Source organism: Sphingobacterium thermophilum (assembly GCF_039541675.1).
GTDB classification, from domain to species: Bacteria; Bacteroidota; Bacteroidia; order Sphingobacteriales; family Sphingobacteriaceae; genus Sphingobacterium; species Sphingobacterium thermophilum.
This window is the reverse complement of sequence record NZ_BAABGR010000006.1, coordinates 530,433-551,053: the sequence shown is the minus strand read 5'-3', so window position 1 is coordinate 551,053 and position 20,621 is coordinate 530,433. Positions and strand designations below refer to the sequence as shown.

Annotated in this window: 20 protein-coding genes; 7 read left to right on the top strand and 13 right to left on the bottom strand. The window is 40.5% G+C overall.

The window, feature by feature from the left end:
• Positions 1-8: 8 nt before the first annotated feature.
• Genes ABD873_RS04525 through ABD873_RS04500 form a run of 6 tightly spaced genes read right to left on the bottom strand, consistent with a single transcriptional unit; the run spans position 9 to position 5,801 of the window.
• Positions 9-764 (bottom strand): hypothetical protein, encoded by a 756-nt coding sequence (locus tag ABD873_RS04525; RefSeq protein ID WP_345065202.1) that lies wholly within the window; start codon positions 762-764, stop codon positions 9-11.
• A gap of 2 nt (positions 765-766) precedes the next feature.
• Positions 767-1,762 carry an LLM class flavin-dependent oxidoreductase gene (locus tag ABD873_RS04520; protein WP_345065199.1) on the bottom strand — a complete coding sequence of 332 codons (996 nt, stop codon included), beginning with the start codon at positions 1,760-1,762 and terminating at the stop codon, positions 767-769.
• A 52-nt stretch (positions 1,763-1,814) separates the two neighbouring features.
• A complete protein-coding gene (locus tag ABD873_RS04515; RefSeq protein ID WP_345065196.1) occupies positions 1,815-2,999 on the bottom strand; it encodes a THUMP-like domain-containing protein in 1,185 nt (394 codons plus the stop codon).
• Positions 2,992-4,260 carry an aspartate kinase gene (locus ABD873_RS04510; RefSeq protein WP_039052807.1) on the bottom strand — a complete coding sequence of 423 codons (1,269 nt, stop codon included), beginning with the start codon at positions 4,258-4,260 and terminating at the stop codon, positions 2,992-2,994. The genes ABD873_RS04515 and ABD873_RS04510 overlap by 8 nt, the downstream gene beginning before the upstream one ends.
• Positions 4,261-4,284: 24 nt before the next feature.
• Positions 4,285-5,091, bottom strand: coding sequence for a DUF3298 and DUF4163 domain-containing protein (locus ABD873_RS04505; RefSeq protein WP_345065193.1), 807 nt, complete (start codon positions 5,089-5,091; stop codon positions 4,285-4,287).
• A gap of 23 nt (positions 5,092-5,114) precedes the next feature.
• Positions 5,115-5,801, bottom strand: coding sequence for a YggS family pyridoxal phosphate-dependent enzyme (locus tag ABD873_RS04500; RefSeq protein WP_345065190.1), 687 nt, complete (start codon positions 5,799-5,801; stop codon positions 5,115-5,117).
• Between the two features lie 93 nt (positions 5,802-5,894).
• Here ABD873_RS04500 and ABD873_RS04495 point away from each other — a divergent pair, with 93 nt between their 5' ends.
• From ABD873_RS04495 to ABD873_RS04485, 3 genes are read left to right on the top strand one after another with little or no spacing between them, the layout of a single operon-like run.
• Complete coding sequence (locus tag ABD873_RS04495; RefSeq protein WP_345065187.1) at positions 5,895-6,809, top strand: DUF4296 domain-containing protein; 915 nt, start codon at positions 5,895-5,897, stop codon at positions 6,807-6,809.
• Positions 6,810-6,823: 14 nt separating this feature from the next.
• Complete coding sequence (locus tag ABD873_RS04490; protein ID WP_345065184.1) at positions 6,824-9,205, top strand: endonuclease MutS2; 2,382 nt, start codon at positions 6,824-6,826, stop codon at positions 9,203-9,205.
• Positions 9,206-9,224: 19 nt separating this feature from the next.
• Positions 9,225-9,437 carry a DUF6965 family protein gene (locus ABD873_RS04485; RefSeq protein ID WP_345065181.1) on the top strand — a complete coding sequence of 71 codons (213 nt, stop codon included), beginning with the start codon at positions 9,225-9,227 and terminating at the stop codon, positions 9,435-9,437.
• A gap of 37 nt (positions 9,438-9,474) precedes the next feature.
• Here the strand turns inward: ABD873_RS04485 and ABD873_RS04480 are convergent, their stop codons facing one another.
• On the bottom strand, positions 9,475-10,317 hold the full coding sequence (locus ABD873_RS04480; RefSeq protein WP_039052813.1) for an ATP cone domain-containing protein: 843 nt from the start codon (positions 10,315-10,317) through the stop codon (positions 9,475-9,477).
• Between the two features lie 114 nt (positions 10,318-10,431).
• On the opposite strand from ABD873_RS04480, the gene ABD873_RS04475 reads away from it, so the two are divergent.
• A complete protein-coding gene (locus ABD873_RS04475; protein ID WP_039052814.1) occupies positions 10,432-10,734 on the top strand; it encodes a YgaP family membrane protein in 303 nt (100 codons plus the stop codon).
• A 68-nt stretch (positions 10,735-10,802) separates the two neighbouring features.
• Positions 10,803-11,486, top strand: a complete 684-nt coding sequence (locus ABD873_RS04470) for an SIR2 family NAD-dependent protein deacylase (RefSeq protein ID WP_345065176.1) — start codon at positions 10,803-10,805, stop codon at positions 11,484-11,486.
• Between the two features lie 191 nt (positions 11,487-11,677).
• Here ABD873_RS04470 and ABD873_RS04465 read toward each other — a convergent pair whose 3' ends face one another.
• Complete coding sequence (locus ABD873_RS04465) at positions 11,678-11,923, bottom strand: hypothetical protein (protein WP_039052816.1); 246 nt, start codon at positions 11,921-11,923, stop codon at positions 11,678-11,680.
• 120 nt (positions 11,924-12,043) lie between these two features.
• Positions 12,044-13,375 carry an NADP-specific glutamate dehydrogenase gene (gene gdhA / locus ABD873_RS04460; protein ID WP_345065171.1) on the bottom strand — a complete coding sequence of 444 codons (1,332 nt, stop codon included), beginning with the start codon at positions 13,373-13,375 and terminating at the stop codon, positions 12,044-12,046.
• A gap of 192 nt (positions 13,376-13,567) precedes the next feature.
• On the opposite strand from gdhA, the gene ABD873_RS04455 reads away from it, so the two are divergent.
• Complete coding sequence (locus ABD873_RS04455) at positions 13,568-14,566, top strand: D-cysteine desulfhydrase family protein (RefSeq protein WP_345065168.1); 999 nt, start codon at positions 13,568-13,570, stop codon at positions 14,564-14,566.
• Here the strand turns inward: ABD873_RS04455 and ABD873_RS04450 are convergent.
• The 4 genes from ABD873_RS04450 to ABD873_RS04435 all read right to left on the bottom strand — a co-directional run bounded on the left by ABD873_RS04450 (position 14,563) and on the right by ABD873_RS04435 (position 19,884).
• Entirely contained in the window at positions 14,563-15,456 is an 894-nt protein-coding gene (locus ABD873_RS04450) for a cation diffusion facilitator family transporter (protein WP_039052818.1), read from the bottom strand. The two genes, ABD873_RS04455 and ABD873_RS04450, sit on opposite strands and share 4 nt — an antisense overlap.
• Positions 15,457-15,724: 268 nt before the next feature.
• Positions 15,725-17,140, bottom strand: a complete 1,416-nt coding sequence (locus ABD873_RS04445) for a Gfo/Idh/MocA family oxidoreductase (protein WP_345065165.1) — start codon at positions 17,138-17,140, stop codon at positions 15,725-15,727.
• Between the two features lie 28 nt (positions 17,141-17,168).
• Positions 17,169-18,572, bottom strand: a complete 1,404-nt coding sequence (locus tag ABD873_RS04440) for a 3-keto-disaccharide hydrolase (RefSeq protein WP_345065162.1) — start codon at positions 18,570-18,572, stop codon at positions 17,169-17,171.
• A 28-nt stretch (positions 18,573-18,600) separates the two neighbouring features.
• Positions 18,601-19,884, bottom strand: coding sequence for a Gfo/Idh/MocA family protein (locus ABD873_RS04435; protein WP_345065159.1), 1,284 nt, complete (start codon positions 19,882-19,884; stop codon positions 18,601-18,603).
• Between the two features lie 150 nt (positions 19,885-20,034).
• Here ABD873_RS04435 and ABD873_RS04430 point away from each other — a divergent pair, with 150 nt between their 5' ends.
• Positions 20,035-20,592, top strand: coding sequence for a lipocalin family protein (locus ABD873_RS04430; protein ID WP_345065156.1), 558 nt, complete (start codon positions 20,035-20,037; stop codon positions 20,590-20,592).
• Positions 20,593-20,621 lie beyond the last annotated feature (29 nt).

Below are 20,621 nucleotides of genomic sequence, written 5' to 3'. Positions count from 1 at the left end.
GCCCTTTTTTAACAGTCGAAATTTCTTCTTCCTTCATACATTTTGTTTTCCGAAGATAGAATAATAAGATACCGTTCTATTTCGTAATGCTGAGGACTTGACAGAATGAAATCCGGAAATCCATCTCTATCCAGATCCGTTATCATCACTATTTCTGTACAGGTGTCATCGTATTGTGATTGATGAATGAGTGTAATTCCTTCAGTATAGGCTGCTGCAAATAATTTTAAGGTGTAATGTCCTTCAGGATTGCGGCCATCTTCACTGTAAAAGGTTATACCTTCCGCTTCCAATGTATATGCGCTACCGTTAAAGGTAAATGTCCATGGCTTTCCGGGATAGATGATAGATTCGGAAAAGGCCACCGTGTCAAGTTTTCCTTCGGTAACATTTGCTATGGAAAACATCAGCAAAGCATTACGATGGGAGACTATTTCCTGTGCCGGGAGACCGGAGCAGGGATCTTCCTCAACAGTTGAGAGCGTATATTGTGCTGTGCCTACCATATAATGGTCATCTTGTTTATAGATTTCTTTCCAGTTTCGCGACGTCAACAGGCTTTTAAGATGTTCTTTCGGTGTAAATCTGTACGTGCCAGAAAGTAATATGGTGCTGTCTTCAACCTCTAGCATTGGATTCCAGCGTTCTTTGTCTCCTATTACTCTCACGCTAGAAGAATCTTGTGCAGTTGATTCTGTCTTCGGATTGTTACATGCCGAAAATAGCGCTATCAAGATTATAATGGTAAGTAGATTTCTCCTCATCTTTATTTTTGTATTAAAGCTTTTGCGATGATATCAAAAGCCTTTAACCGTTTATTATTGTCATAGATATAGTTTGTGGTCATGATTTCATCAGCCTGATGCATCTTGGCAAAATCTAATATTCCCTCACGTATTTCCTTTTCTGTTCCTATAAAGGTACAGTTTACCATACTTTGAACGGCATTTTCAATTTCGGTAATGCCATGATAAATAGGCTTATCGGTAGGAGGTGAAAGAGGACGACGCAGATTGGTGATGATACCCGCAAACATATTGAAAAGACTGGTCGATAGATATTCCGCTTCTTCCACCGTGTCGGCGGCAATAACATTTACGCAGACGATGAAGTAAGGTTTCTGACAGTATTTGGACGGCTGGAATCTTTCGTGGTAGATTTCCGAAGCCTGTTTAAGCATGGCTGGAGCAAAATGGGCGGCAAAAGCATAGGGAAGTCCTAGCTCTGCAGCAAGATAGGCACTGTCCGTGCTGGAACCTAGAATATACATAGGTATGTTTAGACCTTCTCCTGGAAAAGCACGTACCTTCGCTGTGACATTGCTCTCATCAAAATATTGCTGCAATTCAAGGATGTCGTCTTTAAAGTAGAACGAAGTATTCAAGTTGTTTCGACGTAGGGCCATAGCAGTAAGCTGATCCGTTCCGGGAGCGCGCCCCAGTCCCAAGTCTATACGGCCGGGATAGATGCTTTCCAAGGTGCCAAACTGTTCCGCAATGACCAGAGGGGTATGGTTGGGCAGCATGATACCACCAGAACCTACCCGTATGGTAGAGGTTTTGCCTGCAATATGACCGATAAGTACGGAGGTTGCAGAACTCGCTATGTGAGGCATGTTATGATGTTCGGCAAGCCATATGCGCTCGAACCCTAACTTTTCTATATGTTGAGCTCCTTCCACGGCGCGCTGTATAGCTTCGGCCGGAGTGCTATCCTTACAGATTGTCGCTAACTCCAGTGCAGATATTTTCAATTTTCCCATAGTAGCATAAAGATACTAGGAATGGGCAACAAGAATGTAAAGTGAGTGTCTTTTATGAAAGTTTTTTGCCGTGGATGACGATGAGGTTATCGGCATAGTCCGTCGCAAAAAACAGATAGTCTTCGCCTCCGTCTTTGATTTTGAAGCGTTTGCGTATGTCCTCAACTTTCATCGGAAAGTTTTTAGTAGCAACATTGGCTTTGGCAAAGGGAGAAAGCTTCTTAAACTCTGACAAGGAATACAGATTTTCGATCTTAAAAATCCTTCCCGGAAAGTCTGACACGACACTGTCCGACGTATAAAGGTGGGTGTGGGTATGTAGCTTAAACAAATTAAACTCTTTAGCAACACTTTTGAATGCCCCCGCCTTGGTCACTGCAACATCAGGATCGTATAGATATTGTAATGGGTGTGAGGTCTTTATTAGCGTGGTTTTCTCTGCTTCCTGTGTGAAGGTCACCTTTTGCAACTGATCAGAAAAAAGACGTATTGCCGTTATTCTGGTTTCTCCCTCATGATATCTATCCTGCAAAAATAAGAGCTCCTTACAGTCGCCATCAAGGCTGATGACATAGAGTAGTTTGACATGTTTAAGCTTCAATAGAGCCAAATTGATATCCATAAGAGGGGAAATCTTGCTGATTACATATCGCGCTTTACGCAAAAACATATCTTGAAGCGCTACAATATTCGGTTCGCAATCTTCCAGCAAAAATACCCTTGTATTGTTTACTCTACGTGAAGGATCTATGTAAATGTAATCCAGAGAGTCATCTTCTTGCGCTTCGACAAACTTGACACCGTCAATAAAGAGAGGCACCAAGTTGCGAACCCCCAGCTGTTCGGCGTTATGCTTGACGATTTGCGATAGACTTTCGTTGAGCTCGCAATGTACTACGATTTCTGCTTCTTGCGCCATATAGCAACTGTCTACGCTGAAGCCTCCCGTAATATCCACAACTTTGCTACCCTTACGGATCAGAGACTGTTTTACCAAAGCGGTATGCTCTGACGAGCATTGTTCAAGGTTGATACGGTCAGGATAATAAATGTTAGGAGAATAAGCCCAAGTAGGCAGTTTTTTGCAGGCACGCTGCCAACCATCGATTTGCGCGGCCAGCTCAGAAGAGCTCACGTGCTCAAAAGGACTTTTCTGAAAAGCAATAGTGAAGGGGTCCAACATTCTGTTAGCCTGAATATATTCCTGAACCTCCTTATCTAAAATATGCTTATTCATTCAAATCTTTAACCAAAATTTGACAAGTATATTGATCCTTAAGTTCGCGAATAATTTCCTTATTTACTAATACTCGATCAATAGTTTGCTGATTATAATAACGGATAGTGATTAATTCCAATCCTTTTTGTACTTCTACCTTATATCTTTTCTCCAAATCTCCACAAAAGGCTTTTATATTATCTCCTGTATTATCCACACTTATGGCAAAGCTGATGGCACTGTTGTGCATCATATTAATTTTGATGCGATGCTGATGCAACAGGCTGAAGATGTGCGACAGGTTGTCCTCCACGATAAAGGAAAAGTCGCGAGGCTGAATGTTGAAAAAGACCTGATCTACCTTGAAGATAAAGGAAGGGACAGGCAACGTCTGGTTTGTCGTACGAATCACGGTCCCTGGATTTTCGGGAGTTAGAAACGATCGTACATTCAGCGTTATTTTTTTATTTTGTAGTGGTTTTATTGTCTTCGGGTGAATTACGGTAGCACCGTAGTAGGTCAATTCTATAGCGTCGGTGTACGACAGTTCCGGAATAAGTTCGGTATGATCAAACCATTTAGGGTCAGCATTCAACACTCCCGGCACATCTTTCCAAATGGTGATGTCTTCAGCATTTAGACACGATGCAAAGATTGCCGCCGTATAGTCTGAACCTTCCCGTCCTAAGGTGGTGGTGAAGTTTTCCGAAGTAGATCCTATAAATCCTTGTGTGATGATTATAAAATCATCCAATATAGAAGGAAGGTCTCTTCGTATACGGTCTTCGGTAAGGCTCCAGTTTACTTTTGCTTCTCTGAAGGTGTTGTCCGTCTGTATGTAGTCACGGGCATCTACCCACTTGGTAGACATACCAATATGCTGCGTATAGGCTGCAATGACTTTAGAAGATAAAATCTCGCCTAAAGAGACAATTTGGTCATACAAGTAGTCATAAGCATCCTGCGGTTCTTCCTCTAAAATCCATTCTACTTCTACGAAGGTGTTAGAAATCTCATTGTAGATAGGATGGGAGCTGTCTTCAAACAAATCGTCTAGGATAGCAAAATGTTCGGCCTTAATTTCATTCAAATAGTGGTGCGGATCTTCTGTCTGATGATAATAGGCATTTACGACTTGTTCCAGTGTATTTGTGGTTTTGTTGATGGCAGAGACCACTACCAATAGTTCTGATGTCTTATATTTCGCAATGATGGATGCTACATTTTTTATATTTTCTGCATTCTTAACAGAAGCACCTCCAAATTTGAATACCTGCATGTACTAAGTTACTAATAGGAATGTCTAAAGATTTTTTAAGCTTGCCACATACGTTTTTCCTTGGGGACTCAAAAACTCATCAATCTCTTCGTAAGGGATTTCGAGTGTGGTAGGCCCTTCAGCGTACGGCTTGATTTCATATTCATTAAAATAAAAGACAAGATTGGACTTGGTCAATCCAAAATTATCGTTGAGCGCAAAAATACCATTTTCGAAAAAAAATTTATCTTCCAAACTTTCATTTTGAGATAAATTTTCCAATTTACGAAATAAAGTTTCGGCTTTCTTCGTAAAATCTTTCATCTTTTCTTTCTGAATAATATCCTTGAGCTCTATTTTTCTTTTTGTGGTAACATCTATATTGGATAATATATTATAATGTAAACCGTGTGCCCCTCCAGTATATTCATCGACAAAGGTGGATAAGGTCAATACTAAAGGAGTGTTAATCCATACGGTAGCAACCACATTCTTGTACCATGGAAAGAAAATATATTTGGTACTGTTTTCCTCCACAAATTCATTGTAGCTCATGATAAAATTTTCGGAAGCCTGTTGTATGGAGCTGTCGCCGTCTAACAGAATGTAAGGACGTACAGCTTCGTTAAGACCGGGGTCCTCAAATTCTGGGTAGCTAATTGCAAAATATGCCGTGTCTGTTTTATCTTCGTTCGAAACGAGATACTGACTTATATCTTTGAAACTCTTGTAAACATAAGATATTGTGTCCTTTGGTGTAAAATATTCTTTTTCAGTATTATTATTGTTTTGACTTAAAGAATTACAAGAGGTCAAAAAAATAGTCAATAAGATGTATGCAACTTTGAGCATCTACGATTTCTTAAAATTAGTTATTATGCTTTATAATGTTTTATGATGCGTTTTCCAAACAAGACACTGCCTAGGCGTACAAGGTTACTTCCTTGTTCGATGGCTATCTTGTAGTCGGAAGACATACCCATAGATAAAGTGTCGAACGTCTCTTCATTTCTAAAGTAGCTCACTTTGATACCGTCGAACAAGGTTTTCAGTTCATAAAATTCTTCTTTGATTTCTTTTTCATTCTCGGTATTGGTAGCGATACCCATAAGGCCACGGATACGCACATTTTTAAGGGATGCAAACTCCTCACTTTCTAACAGCTCTATGAGCTCTACATGATCCAATCCGAATTTAGTACTTTCCGATGCGATATATACTTGCAACAAACAATCGATTATCCTATCGTGCTTCAAAGCATGCTTATTAATCTCTTTCAACAATTTCAATGAGTCTACCGATTCAATCATGTTGATGAAAGGAGCAATATACTTCACTTTGTTGGTCTGCAGGTGACCGATAAGATGCCATTGAATATCTTTAGGAAGCTTTTCGTACTTCTCTACCAGTTCTTGTACCAGATTCTCCCCAAAGATGCGCTGCCCGGCATCATAAGCTTCTTGTATTTCTTCTACGGATTTTGTCTTTGAAACAGCTACCAATGTTACTCCTAGCGGTGACAACTCTTTCTGAAACTCCTCAATGTTTGCTGCTATACTCATTCTCGATTTTTATTTGTTAGAAGATAAAATGATTATTTTACAAGATGTACCGATACAAAGGTATCATTTCGTAAATTTGTACAAATTTAAGCAATGCAAAGGTTATTATACAGCATAATTATTTCGTTTTTTCTGATTATTTCTTGCGGTAAGAAAAGACCTGAAGGCGTAGTCTCTGAGAAGAAGATGTCGGAGATTCTGACCGAAGTATCTTTGATAGATGGATATCTCAACAGCCTACCTACAGACAGTGCCCGTAAGGTCATGCCTGTACTGTACGGAAAGGTATTTGAAAGATTCAAATTAGACTCTGCATTGTTTATTCGTAATGTAGACTACTACTACGGCAATCCGGAATTGACGGAAAAAGTATATAAAAAGGTTCAGGAAAATCTCTCACAATATGAAAGGGTGGCCCGAGTGGAGGATTCTGTGCGAACGGCTTTCGTGCAGGATAGCATAAACCGTATCAATTATATGCAACGTCTTTATTCTAACTTGCAGAACCTACGGTACTATTATAAAGGCGATGATAAAATCCAGAACTATATAGATTATTCGAAGCAGTTTTTCCTAAATTTCGGCTTAGATTATTTTGTTTCGCAAATGAATATAAATCCTATCCGGATAATCAACTATCAGTTGCCGGATAGTTTGAAGGGAAGATTCAGCAAAGAGTTATATCCGCTACTTAGTGTGGACACCGTTAAAAATGATTCTACCGTTGTCGTACCTAAGGTGAATCTTCGCAACATTCAAAAGTTGGGAGAGAGCTTCTATGAATCTTTTGTTCCGAACATTATAAAACGTTATTTGCAGCTGGGCTATACCGCAAGCAATACGCCGACTGTGCAGCTGACGGCACCTTCAGTACCACAAACACCACAAGGAGGAACACCTGAAGCTGAGGCTCAAGAAGTGCTGCAGCCGGCAGAGGAACAGGTGCCAACGAAACCCGTCTCCAGAAAAATAGGAGGCAAGGGGCTTCAACGTGTCCAACAACAATAAAGACTTTTTCTTTTATGATATATCCTGAAAACGCCATAGATAAGTTAGGTTTTTCCGAAATCAGAGAGCTGATCAAGGAGAAGTGTTTGAGTGAGGCTGGACGTAATATGGTTGATAAAATCCAACCGCAGACCAAGCTCGACCAGATAGATCGCTTTTTACGACAGACCCATGAATTCAAGCAGCTGCTTTTGCATGATGAGCCGCTGCCTGTTGATCATATATACGCTATAAAGCCTTTAGCCGAAAAGGTTAAGCTAGAAGGGGCCTTCCTTTTAGAAGAAGAGCTGTATCGCATGTTGCTGGCTCTAAGAACTGTGTTTAATATTATCCGCTATTTTAATGAACGCGAAGGACAATATGCACATCTGGAGCTGCTTTTCGAACATCTTCCTATAGAAAAGTCTATAGTCCGTTCGATAGAGAAGGTGTTGGATGAAAATGGAAAGGTGCGCAATAACGCTTCTCGTCTGTTGGAAGCTATTACACATGAAATTCTGAAGTCAGAGCAGGAAGCGCGCAAGCGGCTGGATATGGTTTTCCGTCAAGCGCAAGCCAACGGCTGGACTGCTGACGGTGGACTTACCATCAGAGAGGGAAGACTTTGTATCCCTATCCTTGCCGAAAACAAACGTAAACTGAAAGGCCTTATACATGATGAGTCGGCCACAGGACAGACCGCCTATATTGAGCCGGAAGAAGTCTTCCACCTTAATAATAAGATCAGGGACTTGGAATTCGATAGAAGACGGGAGGTGGTACGTATACTCACGGAAATCACCAACGAACTAAGACCGTACGTTCCTTTGTTATTATCATACCACGGATTGCTGACCAAGGTGGACTTCGTTCGTGCTAAAGCTTTGTTTGCCATAGACTTGGAGGCCAACATGCCTATCTTGGACAAAGAAGCAAGCATCAGCCTTATTGAGGCTCGTCACCCTTTGTTATATCTTAACAGCATAAAAGAGAAGTCTCATGCGGTAGTCCCGTTGAACATTCAAATAGATAGTACGAACCGTATAATTTTGGTCTCGGGACCTAATGCAGGAGGTAAGTCGGTCTGTATGAAGACAGTGGGATTATTGCAGTTAATGGTGCAGTCGGGATTGCTCATCCCTGCCGATGAGCGATCGAAGGTGGGTGTTTTCAAGCAGATTTTCGCCGACATTGGTGATGATCAGTCTATAGAAAGCGATCTGAGCACCTATTCGGCTCATTTATCTAAGATGAAGCATTTTACGACCTTTGCCAATGGACGTACCTTAGTGCTTATCGACGAATTTGGTACAGGAACGGATCCGCAGTTTGGTGGGCCCATAGCGGAAGCGGTGCTCGAACATCTCAATAAGAAGCAGGTGAGGGGTGTCATCACAACCCACTATTCGAATCTTAAAGTTTTTGCCAGCCACACCCAAGGCTTGGAAAATGCATCTATGTTGTTTGACAACGAAAAGATGCAACCTCTTTATATCTTGCAGATAGGAAAGCCTGGAAGTTCCTATGCTTTCGAGATAGCGCAAAAGATAGGACTGGCAAAGGATATTTTAGATGCCGCCAAACAGAAGATTGGGGTTCAACAGAAGAAAGTGGATACGCTGCTTGTGGATTTGGAGCGCGACAAAAAAGAAATTGCGGATACTAAGGCTGCTATCAGCAGAAGAGAAAAAGAACTTATCGATTTAAAGAGCAAATACGAAAAGCTCAAAGAGGAAATTGAAACCAATAAGAGGGAAATCATCCGCAAAGCGAAGGAGGAGGCCAAGCTTATCCTTAAAGACGCTAACAAACTTATAGAAAATACGATTTCAGAAATAAAAGCGGTACAAGCTGAAAAAGAAAAGACCAAGGAGATACGGAAAAAGGTTGACAAGGCGCTGGCACAACACCAGGCAGCACTGGAAAAAGAACAGAAGCAGCCTGCAAAATCCGTTGTGAACAATGGCTCTTTGGAAGTAGGAGATTGGGTGCGCATCGAAGACACAGGCTCGGAGGGAGAAATTCTTGAAATCACTAAAAATAATTCCCTGATTATAGCTCTTGGAGAACTGCGTACCGTGGTAAAAGCTACCCGTGTTACAAAGCTCAAAAGCAAAGAAAAGTCTAAGGCTAAAAAGAAATTGTCTTCTGTGACTGCAGATATAGTGTCAGACTTCTTTCCTGAGGTGGATGTGCGCGGCATGCGTACTGAGGAGGCTTTAGGAAAGATTGAAACTGTGCTTGATAGAGCCGTGATGATAGGTTATCCGAGTGTTAAAATTATTCACGGCAAAGGCGACGGCATCCTACGTCGTTTTATAAGAGATTATCTACGTAAATACAATCATGTGTCTCGCTTAGAGGATGAACATGCAGACAGAGGTGGCGATGGCATTACCTATGCTTATTTGGATTAGATAGAAAGGAAAGGTGCATATGGAAATTGAAGAGTTAAAGAGAACATTGTTGGGTAGAACTTATCCTGAGAAAGTTAAAATCAGTGAAGATCAGACCGTAGTCGATGTTCCTTTGTTTTTGAAGGTGCAGTTTATCGAAGTGGAAAAATGGCAGAAGGACCTACATAAATGTCCGGCATACGTGCGTCTGCTGAAATTCAAAAAGGCCATAGAAGAGCTCGAAAACCAATAAATAAAGGAAATGCGAAGTCTGTGGCTTCGCATTTCCTTTATTTGTTTCTCACAGGACTGATAATCAACTCTTCCGCTTCGTTTAATAGTTCTTCTTTCTGTTTGTTGTTTATATCCAAGATATCTAGGAATTTAGGATTCCTGACAATATCTTTGACCAAGATACACTGCGCTTTAAGCAATTGAGCTTTTTCGGCATTGGAAATGGATGTTAAGCAGGTAATGGGATATTCTCCGTTGTTGTCGACCACTGTTTTTATGTTTTTATGTGCCGGATAGTCCCATGACAATATGTTGAGATTATAATATTCCGCAAAAGCTTTCGAATCCGAAGTAAGATAGGCATTGGTCACTAACCAACCTTCTGTAACCTTCAAGGTCTTGTTAAAAAAAGTATAAGGCTTATTGCTGATGTCTTTTACGCGCGACATGAAATACATAGGGGTTGTCACCGAAATTTTGGCTTCCACATCATTGCGAAACTTACATTCTATGGCCAGCAGCTCATTACCTTTGGAAGCTACCACATCGATTTCATGTGATACAGCATGTCCTTGTATCGTCTGTCCCGTCATGGCCTTATAGCCGTCTTCCTGAAAAATTCGTGCTACCCACTTTTCGAAATAAAATCCCTCCGGTCCAAGATCTCGCAAAGCTCTTTTGAGGCTGTAGCGGGCAGCGTATGTCTTTCGTATACATTTCAATGCATTGAAAGCCAGATCATACAGTTCCTTGGTGGAAATACCGTTATATAATTTAGATTTTATGGCTTCAAAGACATTATCGACCTCACTTTCGGAGGCTCCCGACTTGGTAAGAGAGTTCCTTAAGGCTTTGGGATTATAGTTAACTAATTCTCCTGAATGTTTCTTAACCTGCATAAATGATTATAACTGTGACAAAAGTAAATGTAATATTATTTTTTGTTAAAAAATATCTGTAAGTAAAACAAAACCTTATTGCAAATGTTCTTTCATTAGTAAAAACACAAGCTTATGAGTGCACTATTAGAATTAGCAATAGATAAATTGAGACAAAAGGTTGATGACAACTGTGTGACGGGTAATATAGGAACATCAGAGCGTATTCTGTCGGTCGTTGCCGGAGGACTTATCTGCACATTGGGAATAAAGCGTATTCTCAAGCATCCTTTAACTGCTCTTTCGGGAGTAGCTTTGGGAGCAGGCTTAGTGTATCGCGGTATCACCGGTCAGTGTAAGGTTAAGGCCGCATTAGCAGATATGGCTAACGATAAAAAAGAAATAACTGTAATAGAACACCGTTATCTGGTGAAATAAATTCTAATACATTCTTACAAGGCAAATGGTCGAAAATTGATATTTTCGACCATTACTTTTTTGTAACTATGAAGAATATTGTAGTATTAACAGGTGCTGGCATTTCTGCGGAAAGTGGATTGCAAACATTCCGCGGCAACAATGGACTATGGGAAGGATATCGAGTAGAAGAAGTAGCCTCTCCCGAAGCTTGGCAACGTAATCCCGAGATGGTTCAACGATTCTACAATATGCGAAGGGCTGCATGCTGTAAGGCTATGCCTAACGCAGCGCATATCGCCTTGAAAGAGTTGGAAAAGAAGGCCAACGTACATATCATCACCCAAAATATTGACGACCTACACGAAAGAGCGGGAAGTAGTCAGATCCTCCATCTGCACGGAGAAATTATGAAAGCGCAGTCTTCTAAATATCCTGAATTGGTGTACGACATAGAAGGTGACGAACTACACATGGGACAACTGTGTGAAAAGGGATATCAGCTCAGACCTCACGTCGTGTGGTTTGGTGAGCCTGTCCCTAATATTTTGAAGGCTATGGAAATCGTGAGTCAGGCTGACATATTTTTGATCATAGGAACATCCTTGCAAGTTTACCCGGCAGCCAGTTTGATACATGATACCAGACCGGATTGTCAAGTCATTCTGATAGATCCAGAGGCCGAAAGTTTCAGGGTGAGCAATAGAGTGCATCTTATCGCCCAAAAAGCTACAGTAGCAGTCCCTAGATGGGTAGAAAATTTCACAGAATAATATTTCGTTGTTAACCATAACTAATTTTATTTCAATTAGTTATATATTCTATATATAGGTAAAGTTTATACTTTTGCATAAGCTTTGCTTAAGTTGAACAAAAAACACCAAATAAAATTTGGATTATCACATTTTTAAAATATAACAATCTATTTATCAGTATTTAACATCTCTTCATTTGATTTATAAGTTTAATAATATTTGTTGTAGGTTTTAATAAAAGATTCACGCATCTTTTGGAACGAATCTAACACCGTAGCAATAAATTCTTCGTCCAAAATTTCAAAGACACCGTTCACTCCGTTCAGCACATCTGCTTCGGCGATTTTATAAGTTTGCTCTAGGTTCCCTTGTTCAAACTTGATAATAAACTTTTGATTCATACCAAAAATGGTAATCTTACATTCTGGGTGTGGTAATTCAGCAATTGCTCTCATGGAAATATTTGTACTACTGTTTGCGAAAATAAACTTTAATAAGCATAAAAATAAAACAGGGGAATAATATTCTTATTCCCCTTTATGCAATTAATACAAAGATGAACAAAAAATTCTATCCTACAATACGCCTTGAGCTTTCATGGCTTCAGCAACTTTAATAAAGCCTCCTATATTAGCGCCTTTAAGGTAATTGATATAACCATCTTTCTCTTTTCCATAACGAATACAGGTTTTGAAGATGTTGTTCATGATGGCTTTCAAGCGGTCATCAACCTTGGATGCATGCCATTGTTGACCTATTGAATTTTGTGACATTTCCAATCCGGATACAGCCACACCACCTGCATTTGCAGCTTTTCCAGGGGCATAAGCTATTTTAGCCTTGTGGAACACCTTGATAGCACCAGCCGTAGAAGGCATATTTGCTCCCTCAGCCACACAGACGCAGCCATTCTTTATCAATGTTTTGGCGTCATCCGCATCGAGTTCGTTTTGTGTGGCACATGGCAATGCAATATCGCACTTAAACTGCCATGGCTTTTCGTTAGCATGGAAGGTGGCGGAAGGGTATTTTTCGGTATAAGCTTGCAGATTACGGCCCAGAGTGGCAATATGGTCAAGCTTTTCAAGAGTAAAGCCTTCCTTGTCGTATAGCACCCCCGTACTGTTTGAAAGAGTGATAACTTTGGCGCCCAGCGAGAGAGCCTTTTCTGCTGCATAATATGCCACATTTCCCGCTCCCGATATAGCCACTACTTTACCTTTCAAATCATCATTCATGCTATCGAAGATACATTCAACGAAGTACAACAGGCCGTAGCCTGTGGCTTCAGGTCGGATATAAGAGCCGCCCCATTGAAGTCCTTTTCCGGTCAATACCCCTGTAAAATTGTTTTGAATGCGCTTATATTGTCCGAAAAGATAGCCTATCTCACGGGAACCCACACCGATATCTCCTGCAGGAACATCCGTTTCAGCACCGATATGGCGATAGAGTTCGGTCATAAAAGCCTGACAGAAACGCATTATTTCGTTGTCCGACTTACCCTTAGGGTCAAAATTTGAACCTCCTTTACCGCCTCCTATTGGCAGACTGGTTAATGCATTTTTGAACACCTGTTCGAAAGCTAAAAATTTCAGGATGCTTAGGTTGACCGTAGGTGAAAAACGCAATCCGCCTTTATACGGTCCTATAGCGCTGTTCATCTGTACACGATAGCCTCTGTTAATCTGAATGTTGTTATTGTCATCCATCCACGCCACCCGAAAGGAAACTACGCGTTCCGGTTCCACGATACGCTCCAAGATCTTCAAGTCAGCATACTCCGGATGATATTCATTGATATATGGAATTACATCTTCTGAAACTTCCGTCACAGCCTGTAAAAATTCTGGCTCGTTGGGATTTAGTTTTTCAACGTAGTCAATAAATTCATTAAGATTAAGCATTATTTGTTGATGATTTTTTATTAGAAAGAGTTTTTACTTGTCAAATATACAATTTTTAAAGCTTTTTATTAAGTTTTAATCATGGAAAAATGAAATATTTTCATTTTTAACATCTACATATTTATTATTGCATTACATTTATCCGTTATAGCCCTTAATTGAATTTTAGTATATTCGAGTCAAATAAAAGATATGAGAAAGATTAATCTTAAACAGTTTCCGAAAGTTAAATTGATTGAACGTCCTTCGCAGATACAATACCTAAAGAACATCAGCAAACACTTAGGGGTGGAGGTATATGTCAAACGTGACGATTTGCTGGCTGTGGGGTATGGGGGAAATAAGTTACGAAAGCTTGAATACTTATTGGGAGAGGCAAAGAAACAGGAAGCTACTCATATCTTTACTATAGGAGCTGTGCAGTCTAACCACGCTCGGATGACCGCTATTGCCGCAACGATGAATGGCTTTGAAGCGGAACTGTTTTTGAAAAACAGTGTTCCTATAAGGCAATCGGAATACCATACTAATGGCAACGTGTTGCTCAACAAAATCATTGATGTAACCATTCATCCTGTGGAAAATAACGAGCACGCCTATGAACGTATTGCAGAACGGGAAAAGGAACTGTTGGCACAAGGAGAGAGGCCCTATGTAATTCCCGTAGGAGGGTCCAATGCATTGGGAACCCTAGGCTATATGGATGCTTATTTTGAGATTTTAAACCAACAAAACGAGGTTAACGTTAAGTTTGATTGGATAGCGACAGCTACCGGATCAGGCAGTACACATGCAGGATTGGCTATAGGGCAGGCTTTATCACCGGAAGCTATTCCCGTGAAAGGATATAGTGTGGAGCCAAACGCACAATATATACTGGATCATACACTTGCCATCGCCAATGAAGCACTGAAAATGATAGGTGAGGAAACCTTATTGAAGGCGAAAGATCTTTATTTTTCGGAGGAATATAGTGGAGAAGCATATGGCATTCCTTCGCCAATACATATTGATACCATCAAATGGCTAGCTAAATATGAAGGCATTTTCTTGGATCCGGTATACACTTCCAAAGCTTTCACAGCCTTGATAATGGACATTAAGAATGGCGTGATAAAGGCAGGGAGCAAGGTGCTATATGTGCATACCGGAGGACTGCCGGGAATCTTTGCTTATCCGCAGTATTTCTAAAGTCCTGCTGCAACCTCAGGGTTGAATGGCTCAATATGAACGAATACATTAGATATTTGAGGCATTTGCTGCATAAGATAATCTTTCAGATTATGTGCTATGTCGTGGCCTTCTTTGACCGAAAGTTCGGAGTCAACTATAGCATGGATATCCACGATATAGCTCATACCGATTTTACGGACAAAACACTTTTCTGTATCCAAAACCCCGCTGACATTCTTTGATTTGGACTTTATATCTTCAACCATATCTTCATATAGGTTCTCATCCATAATTTCTCCTAAAGCAGGTCTGAAGATACGATAACAGTTATATAGGATAAAAGCTGCAGCAAATAGGGCAGCCCAATCATCGGCACTTTGATACCCTTCACCCAATAACAGAGCTATAGAAATACCAATAAAAGCAGCAACAGAAGTGATGGCATCACTGCGATGATGCCAAGCATCAGCTCGTAAAGAGCTGCTATTTAAAGTTTTAGCTTTTCGCATGACAACCTGATAGCTAATTTCTTTCCAAATAATTATTATACCTAAAACGATTAAAGTCCAAGGCTTAGGCAATTCATGCGGGGTACGGATATTTATAAGACTTTGATGCGCTATGACTGTAGCTGAAATTACAAGGAAAATAACCACAATAAACGTGATCAACGGTTCGATTCGGCCATGACCATATGGATGGGTTTTGTCTGCAGGACGTTCAGAATATTTAATCCCTAAAAGAACAAGAATGGAAGAAAAGATGTCTGAAGTAGATTCTATGGCATCAGCTATCAAAGCGAAAGAATTTCCAAAGAAACCAGCAAGCCACTTAATCACAGCAAGCCCAAAACTACCGAGGATACTGAAATAAACTGTTTTTTTTGCTTTTTCGGATTGCTGTGACATTACGATAAGTTTTGTGCAAAATAACAGAATTCTATACGTTATTAAAAATAATAAAAACCAACAATATTTCCACGCTAATAAATGGAGTTCTAAGAGGTGAAATTAATACTACGGGGTGGAGTTAAAAATTTCTATTTAACATAATATAAATTATAAGACAAATTATTGTGTTTATTTTAAAGAATGTGGTTACAGCTTGTATTTCATAAAAAATGCAGAGTCTCAGGATAAAGACTCTGCATGAAAATCAAGCGAAGGTATTTTAAGACTACAGCTTGTAATATTGTTCCCAACCTTTAGCTGGCGGAGGTCCGACCAATAAAGCGTTGGCAAATTTGTTGTTGGTAATTTCTTTTTTGACTGGATCGAATTCCAATGTCGTATTTAACCGCTGAGCAATAACACCCAAGCAAAACACCTGACTTAAAGATCCGGCAATAGCAAATGGTGAGCGTGTTTGCTCCAAATCTTTACAGGCTAACAGAAAATTTTTAAAATGGTTGGAATGCGATTTTTCAATTGATGGCAACTGATTTTCCAAATCCTTAGCTTTGTCATGAGGAATGATTTGTAAGGTACTCGCATGTGATCCACCTTTGAAGATCAGATCTTTGCTATAAATGATTTTCCCGGGATTAAGTTTTACCGGTTCTAATTTACCTGTACTTGGTGCAGGAATGTTTGGGTCCAACCCTGAGACACCATATCCTTCAGGAATTGGCGGCAGATTATTTAATCCGTCGTACCAAGTTACATCCACGGCTGGATAATTTTTCCTTTGTGGAAAGCTGAATTTTATGGTGCTGGACATAGGGAAAAAAAATGAATTATGGCCTTCTAATTTAACAGCTTCTACCCTTGTTGGTAAGCCCATTTCCAGAAACTCGTGTGCCGTATCTAAGATGTGTGCTCCCCAGTCACCCAGAGCTCCCATTCCAAAGTCGTACCAACATCTCCATTGTCCATTCACGAAATCTTTGTTGTAGGTATGCCCCATGGTATGCATCTGCCATAAGTCCCAATCCAATGTTTCAGGAATAGGTTCAGCTTCAGGAAAATTCTTGATTTGAGGATCCCAGGAATGCCAGCGCCTAGGCATGTTCATATGTGCGTCGATACGTGTCACGTCTTTGATGATTCCTGCTTCTTTCCAGGCCTTGAACTGAAAGTAATTGGCTTCGGAATGCCCTTGATTGCCCATTTGCGTCGCTAGCTTGGGGGATTTTGCTGCTTTTTTCATTAGCAATTCATTTTCCAAAAATGTGTGGGCCAAAGGTTTTTCTACGTAGACATGTTTCCCCAAATCCAATGCCGTCATCGCTATGGCAAAATGAGAAAAGTCGGGAGTTCCTATCGATACAGCGTCAATTTCACTGCTAATGTCGTCAAACATTTTGCGGAAGTCCTGATACCTTTTTGCATGAGGAAACATATGCAAGATTTCCTGTGTATGTTTGGCACCTATGTCTACATCACATAATGCCACCACATTACACAGTCCCGTCTTATACAGTTCTTTTATGATTTCTCCTCCCCGAAAACCGATACCGATACTAGCTAGATTCACTCTTTCGTTGGGAGCAGCAAAGGCTATTTGCCCTAGTAGACTGCCAGAAAACAACATGCTCCCTCCTGCTTGTATTGCTTTTGAAATAAAGCTTCGTCTGGAAATATAATGTCTCATTAGAATTTATTTGCTGATGATGGAAACGCTATTTTAACTCGCGAATTTTGATATTACGGAAAGACACCTCGTCACCATGATCTTGCAATAAGATATGTCCTTTGGGTGCTTCACCGAAGTTTTTCCATACTTTATACTTACTTATGGCTACCAAATCCCTAAACTCTTGTGAACCTCTCTTATAGCTCAACATCTTGAAACCGTTCAGATAATGGGTTACCGTATTATCAGGGCTTACCACTATACGTCCCATATTCCACTGACCTATAGGTCTTCTGGCCCGACCATCTTTGTTGGAAGGAATAAGATCGTAAAGGGAAGCCAATGTACGATTTCTGTCACGTCCCATCTTTGCGTCGGGGTGTTTGGCATCATCCAGTAATTGGTATTCCAATCCTATGGCCGAACCTGATGTTTGCTCACTACCCGTAACGAAATATTTAACACCACTATTAGCTCCTTCGGTAAGTTTGAACTCAAACGATAGGTCGAAGCTGCTGAACTGCTGTTCGGAGATGATATCGCCGCCATTGGTAGATTCTCCTCCATCTGCTTTTAAAACCTTGATCATTCCATCTTTGATTTCCCATCCTTTTGCAGGAAATCCTTCATGGCGTACGCTACGCCAGTTGGTGGAGCTTTCACCGTCAAACAATAATCTGTATCCGGCATCTTCTTCAAACCGACTAAGTTTGTTCGGCGTTAGATTCACCACATAGACGTCCTTAGGAAAACCTTTTGGCTTTAGATTCTTAGTTTGTATGCGTATGTTTCGAAAATACACTTTTTTGCCATCCAGCTCGTTAGGGACACTATGCACCTGCAGTCCTATAAAACCCGTAGGGTCCAACGTATCGATAAGATAAGCGGTAGGAATGCCATTCACCCATGTTTTAAGCTCATTGCCTATATGTTCAATCCGGAAGTGATTGAATTCGTTGGGTTTAAAGGCTACTTTTGCTTTCTCGTTAAGATCCAATGTGTAGAGCCAGCCACGTCGTGCTTCGTCATAAATACCTCCCGTCCATGCACGAGAGGTAGGGTCCACCTCTACCTGACGACCATATACCCTGCCATGCCCTCTGTTACCATTAGGATCCAGATGGCTACGCACCTGGATACCAGAATTGCTACCTTCCCCTTCAATCTTAATTTCAAGCTCAAGGATAAAATCACCGTATTCTTTCTCGGTAACCAAAAAGGTATTGGGAGTGCCTTTAGTCATGTGCCCTACAATTACACCTTCTTCCACGGTGAAAGGGGCCTTCCCTCCTAACGACTTCCATCCGTTCAAGGTTTTCCCATCAAATAAAGGTTGCCAATCCTCCTTATGCTGCGATTGTGCTCCCACATGTTGTAAGCCGCACAATATTGCTATCGTGGATAGAAGGCAAGCACAAAAAGATTTTTTGCTGATAAAAGAAACTTGCATATGCCAAAATTTTTAGATTTAACAATAGCTATACCGCAGGAATGGAATAGCCGTTATGGTATGGAGCTGCTAAATAGTGATTTGCTTCATCGTCTGTAAAACGACGCTTCAGCCTATCCCAATATATCTTTTTCCCTGTACGATAAGCTATATTTCCCATCTGCGAAACGATAGCCACATGACTGCCAGCTTCTATTGGAGCGTTGAGCAAAGATTTATCTTTATTGACAATGGCCTGCACAAAGTTTTCCATATGCTTATCCAGACCTTTATCTACAGGTTTTTGCAAAGGAATAGGTTCCATGCGATTTTGTTCGGGTATTACCTCCCACCCTCGTCTGTTGAGTATTAATGTCCCGTTATATCCTATGAAAGCAATGCCGTGATCACGTCCATATAATCCAGAACCTAAGCCCAAGACATGTTCCCACTGTATATTGAAGTCATCAAACTCATACATGGCGGTGAGGGTGTCCGGTGTTTCTGCGGCTGTGTTAGGGTCGGCATAAATACCTCCTGATGCCACTATGGCTTTGGGAAAATCCGCTTTCATACCTTGCAATGCATAGTCCAACAGGTGAACACCCCAATCGGTCATCAAACCGCCGGCATAGTCCCAGAACCATCTGAACTCAAAATGAAAGCGATTTATATTAAAATTACGTTTCTGGGCAGGACCAAGCCAACGGTCGTAATCTACCCCTACAGGAACGGGACTGTCAGGCTTTTTGATTATTGGTGTTTTCCATCCCACGTATGACCAAGCTTTTGCCAAACGTATGCGCCCCAGCTTTCCAGAATGTACAAAGGCTATAGCATCCTTGAAGTGTTGCTGGCTGCGTTGCCATTGTCCTACCTGCACTATACTCTTGGACTGGGCGGCAGCGGCTACCATGACCTCACACTCCTTGATGGAATTGCCAATAGGCTTTTCTACATATACATGTTTGCCGGCACGCACGGCATCTACCATCTGCAGGCAATGCCAATGATCCGGAGTAGCAATGATAACAGCATCTACCACATTATCTTCCAACAGCTTTTTGTGGTCCGAATAAGTCTTTACGTGGATATTAAGTTGTTGCAATTCCCCCTTTCTCTTTTCTAATAGATTGGCATCTATGTCGCAGAGAGCGGTACATTCTACATTTTTTAATTTAATGATGGATTGTAGGTCTGTCCATCCCATTCCATTTACGCCGATAAGGCCAACTCTTATTTTTTCCGAGGATAAAGAAAACGCCTTTCCCGGCTTATAAAATGACGTAGCGGCAAGTAAAGCACCGGCTTTCAAAAAGTCTTTTCTCTTCATAATTCAAGTTTATAACCGCAATTTAATGATTATATGACATTTATGTCAATACAAAAGCTTATGACAACTAATAAGTTACAATTTTTTCTTAAAAAATTAACGACTTACACAACGAGAAATCAATTCGCTTGTTAAACTAAAAAAAGAAATATGAAAAATAAATTATCCATTAATCTTATGCTTCTTTTAATAGGAGCTTCATTTGTTTTAATGACATCCTGTCTATCTATTCCGAAAAGTGCTACGGTAATAAAGGACTTTGACGCTTCCAAATATGTTGGCACATGGTATGAAATTGCGCGAATCGATTTCAAACATGAAAGAAATCTCAGCAACACGACAGCACAATATAGTCTAAAGGACAATGGCGACATCAAAGTTGTAAACTCAGGGTTTAATTACCTTAAAAATGAATGGACTCAACGAGAAGGAAATGCCAAGTTCAGAGGTGCAAAAAATATAGGAGCACTCAAAGTGTCGTTCTTTGGTCCCTTCTACTCGGGATACAATATATACGCTCTGGATAAAGAATACAAATATGTACTTATCGGAGGTAAAAATTATGATTATCTATGGATTTTATCTCGTGAGAAAAGTATTCCGAACCATGTTAAGCAACATTATCTGAGAATAGCCTCAGATTTTGGATATAATGTAAACGACCTGCTATGGGTAGAACATGATAAAAACAATCCCTACCTCCAATAAGTCTTAAATTTTCGTTAAGGACAAACATT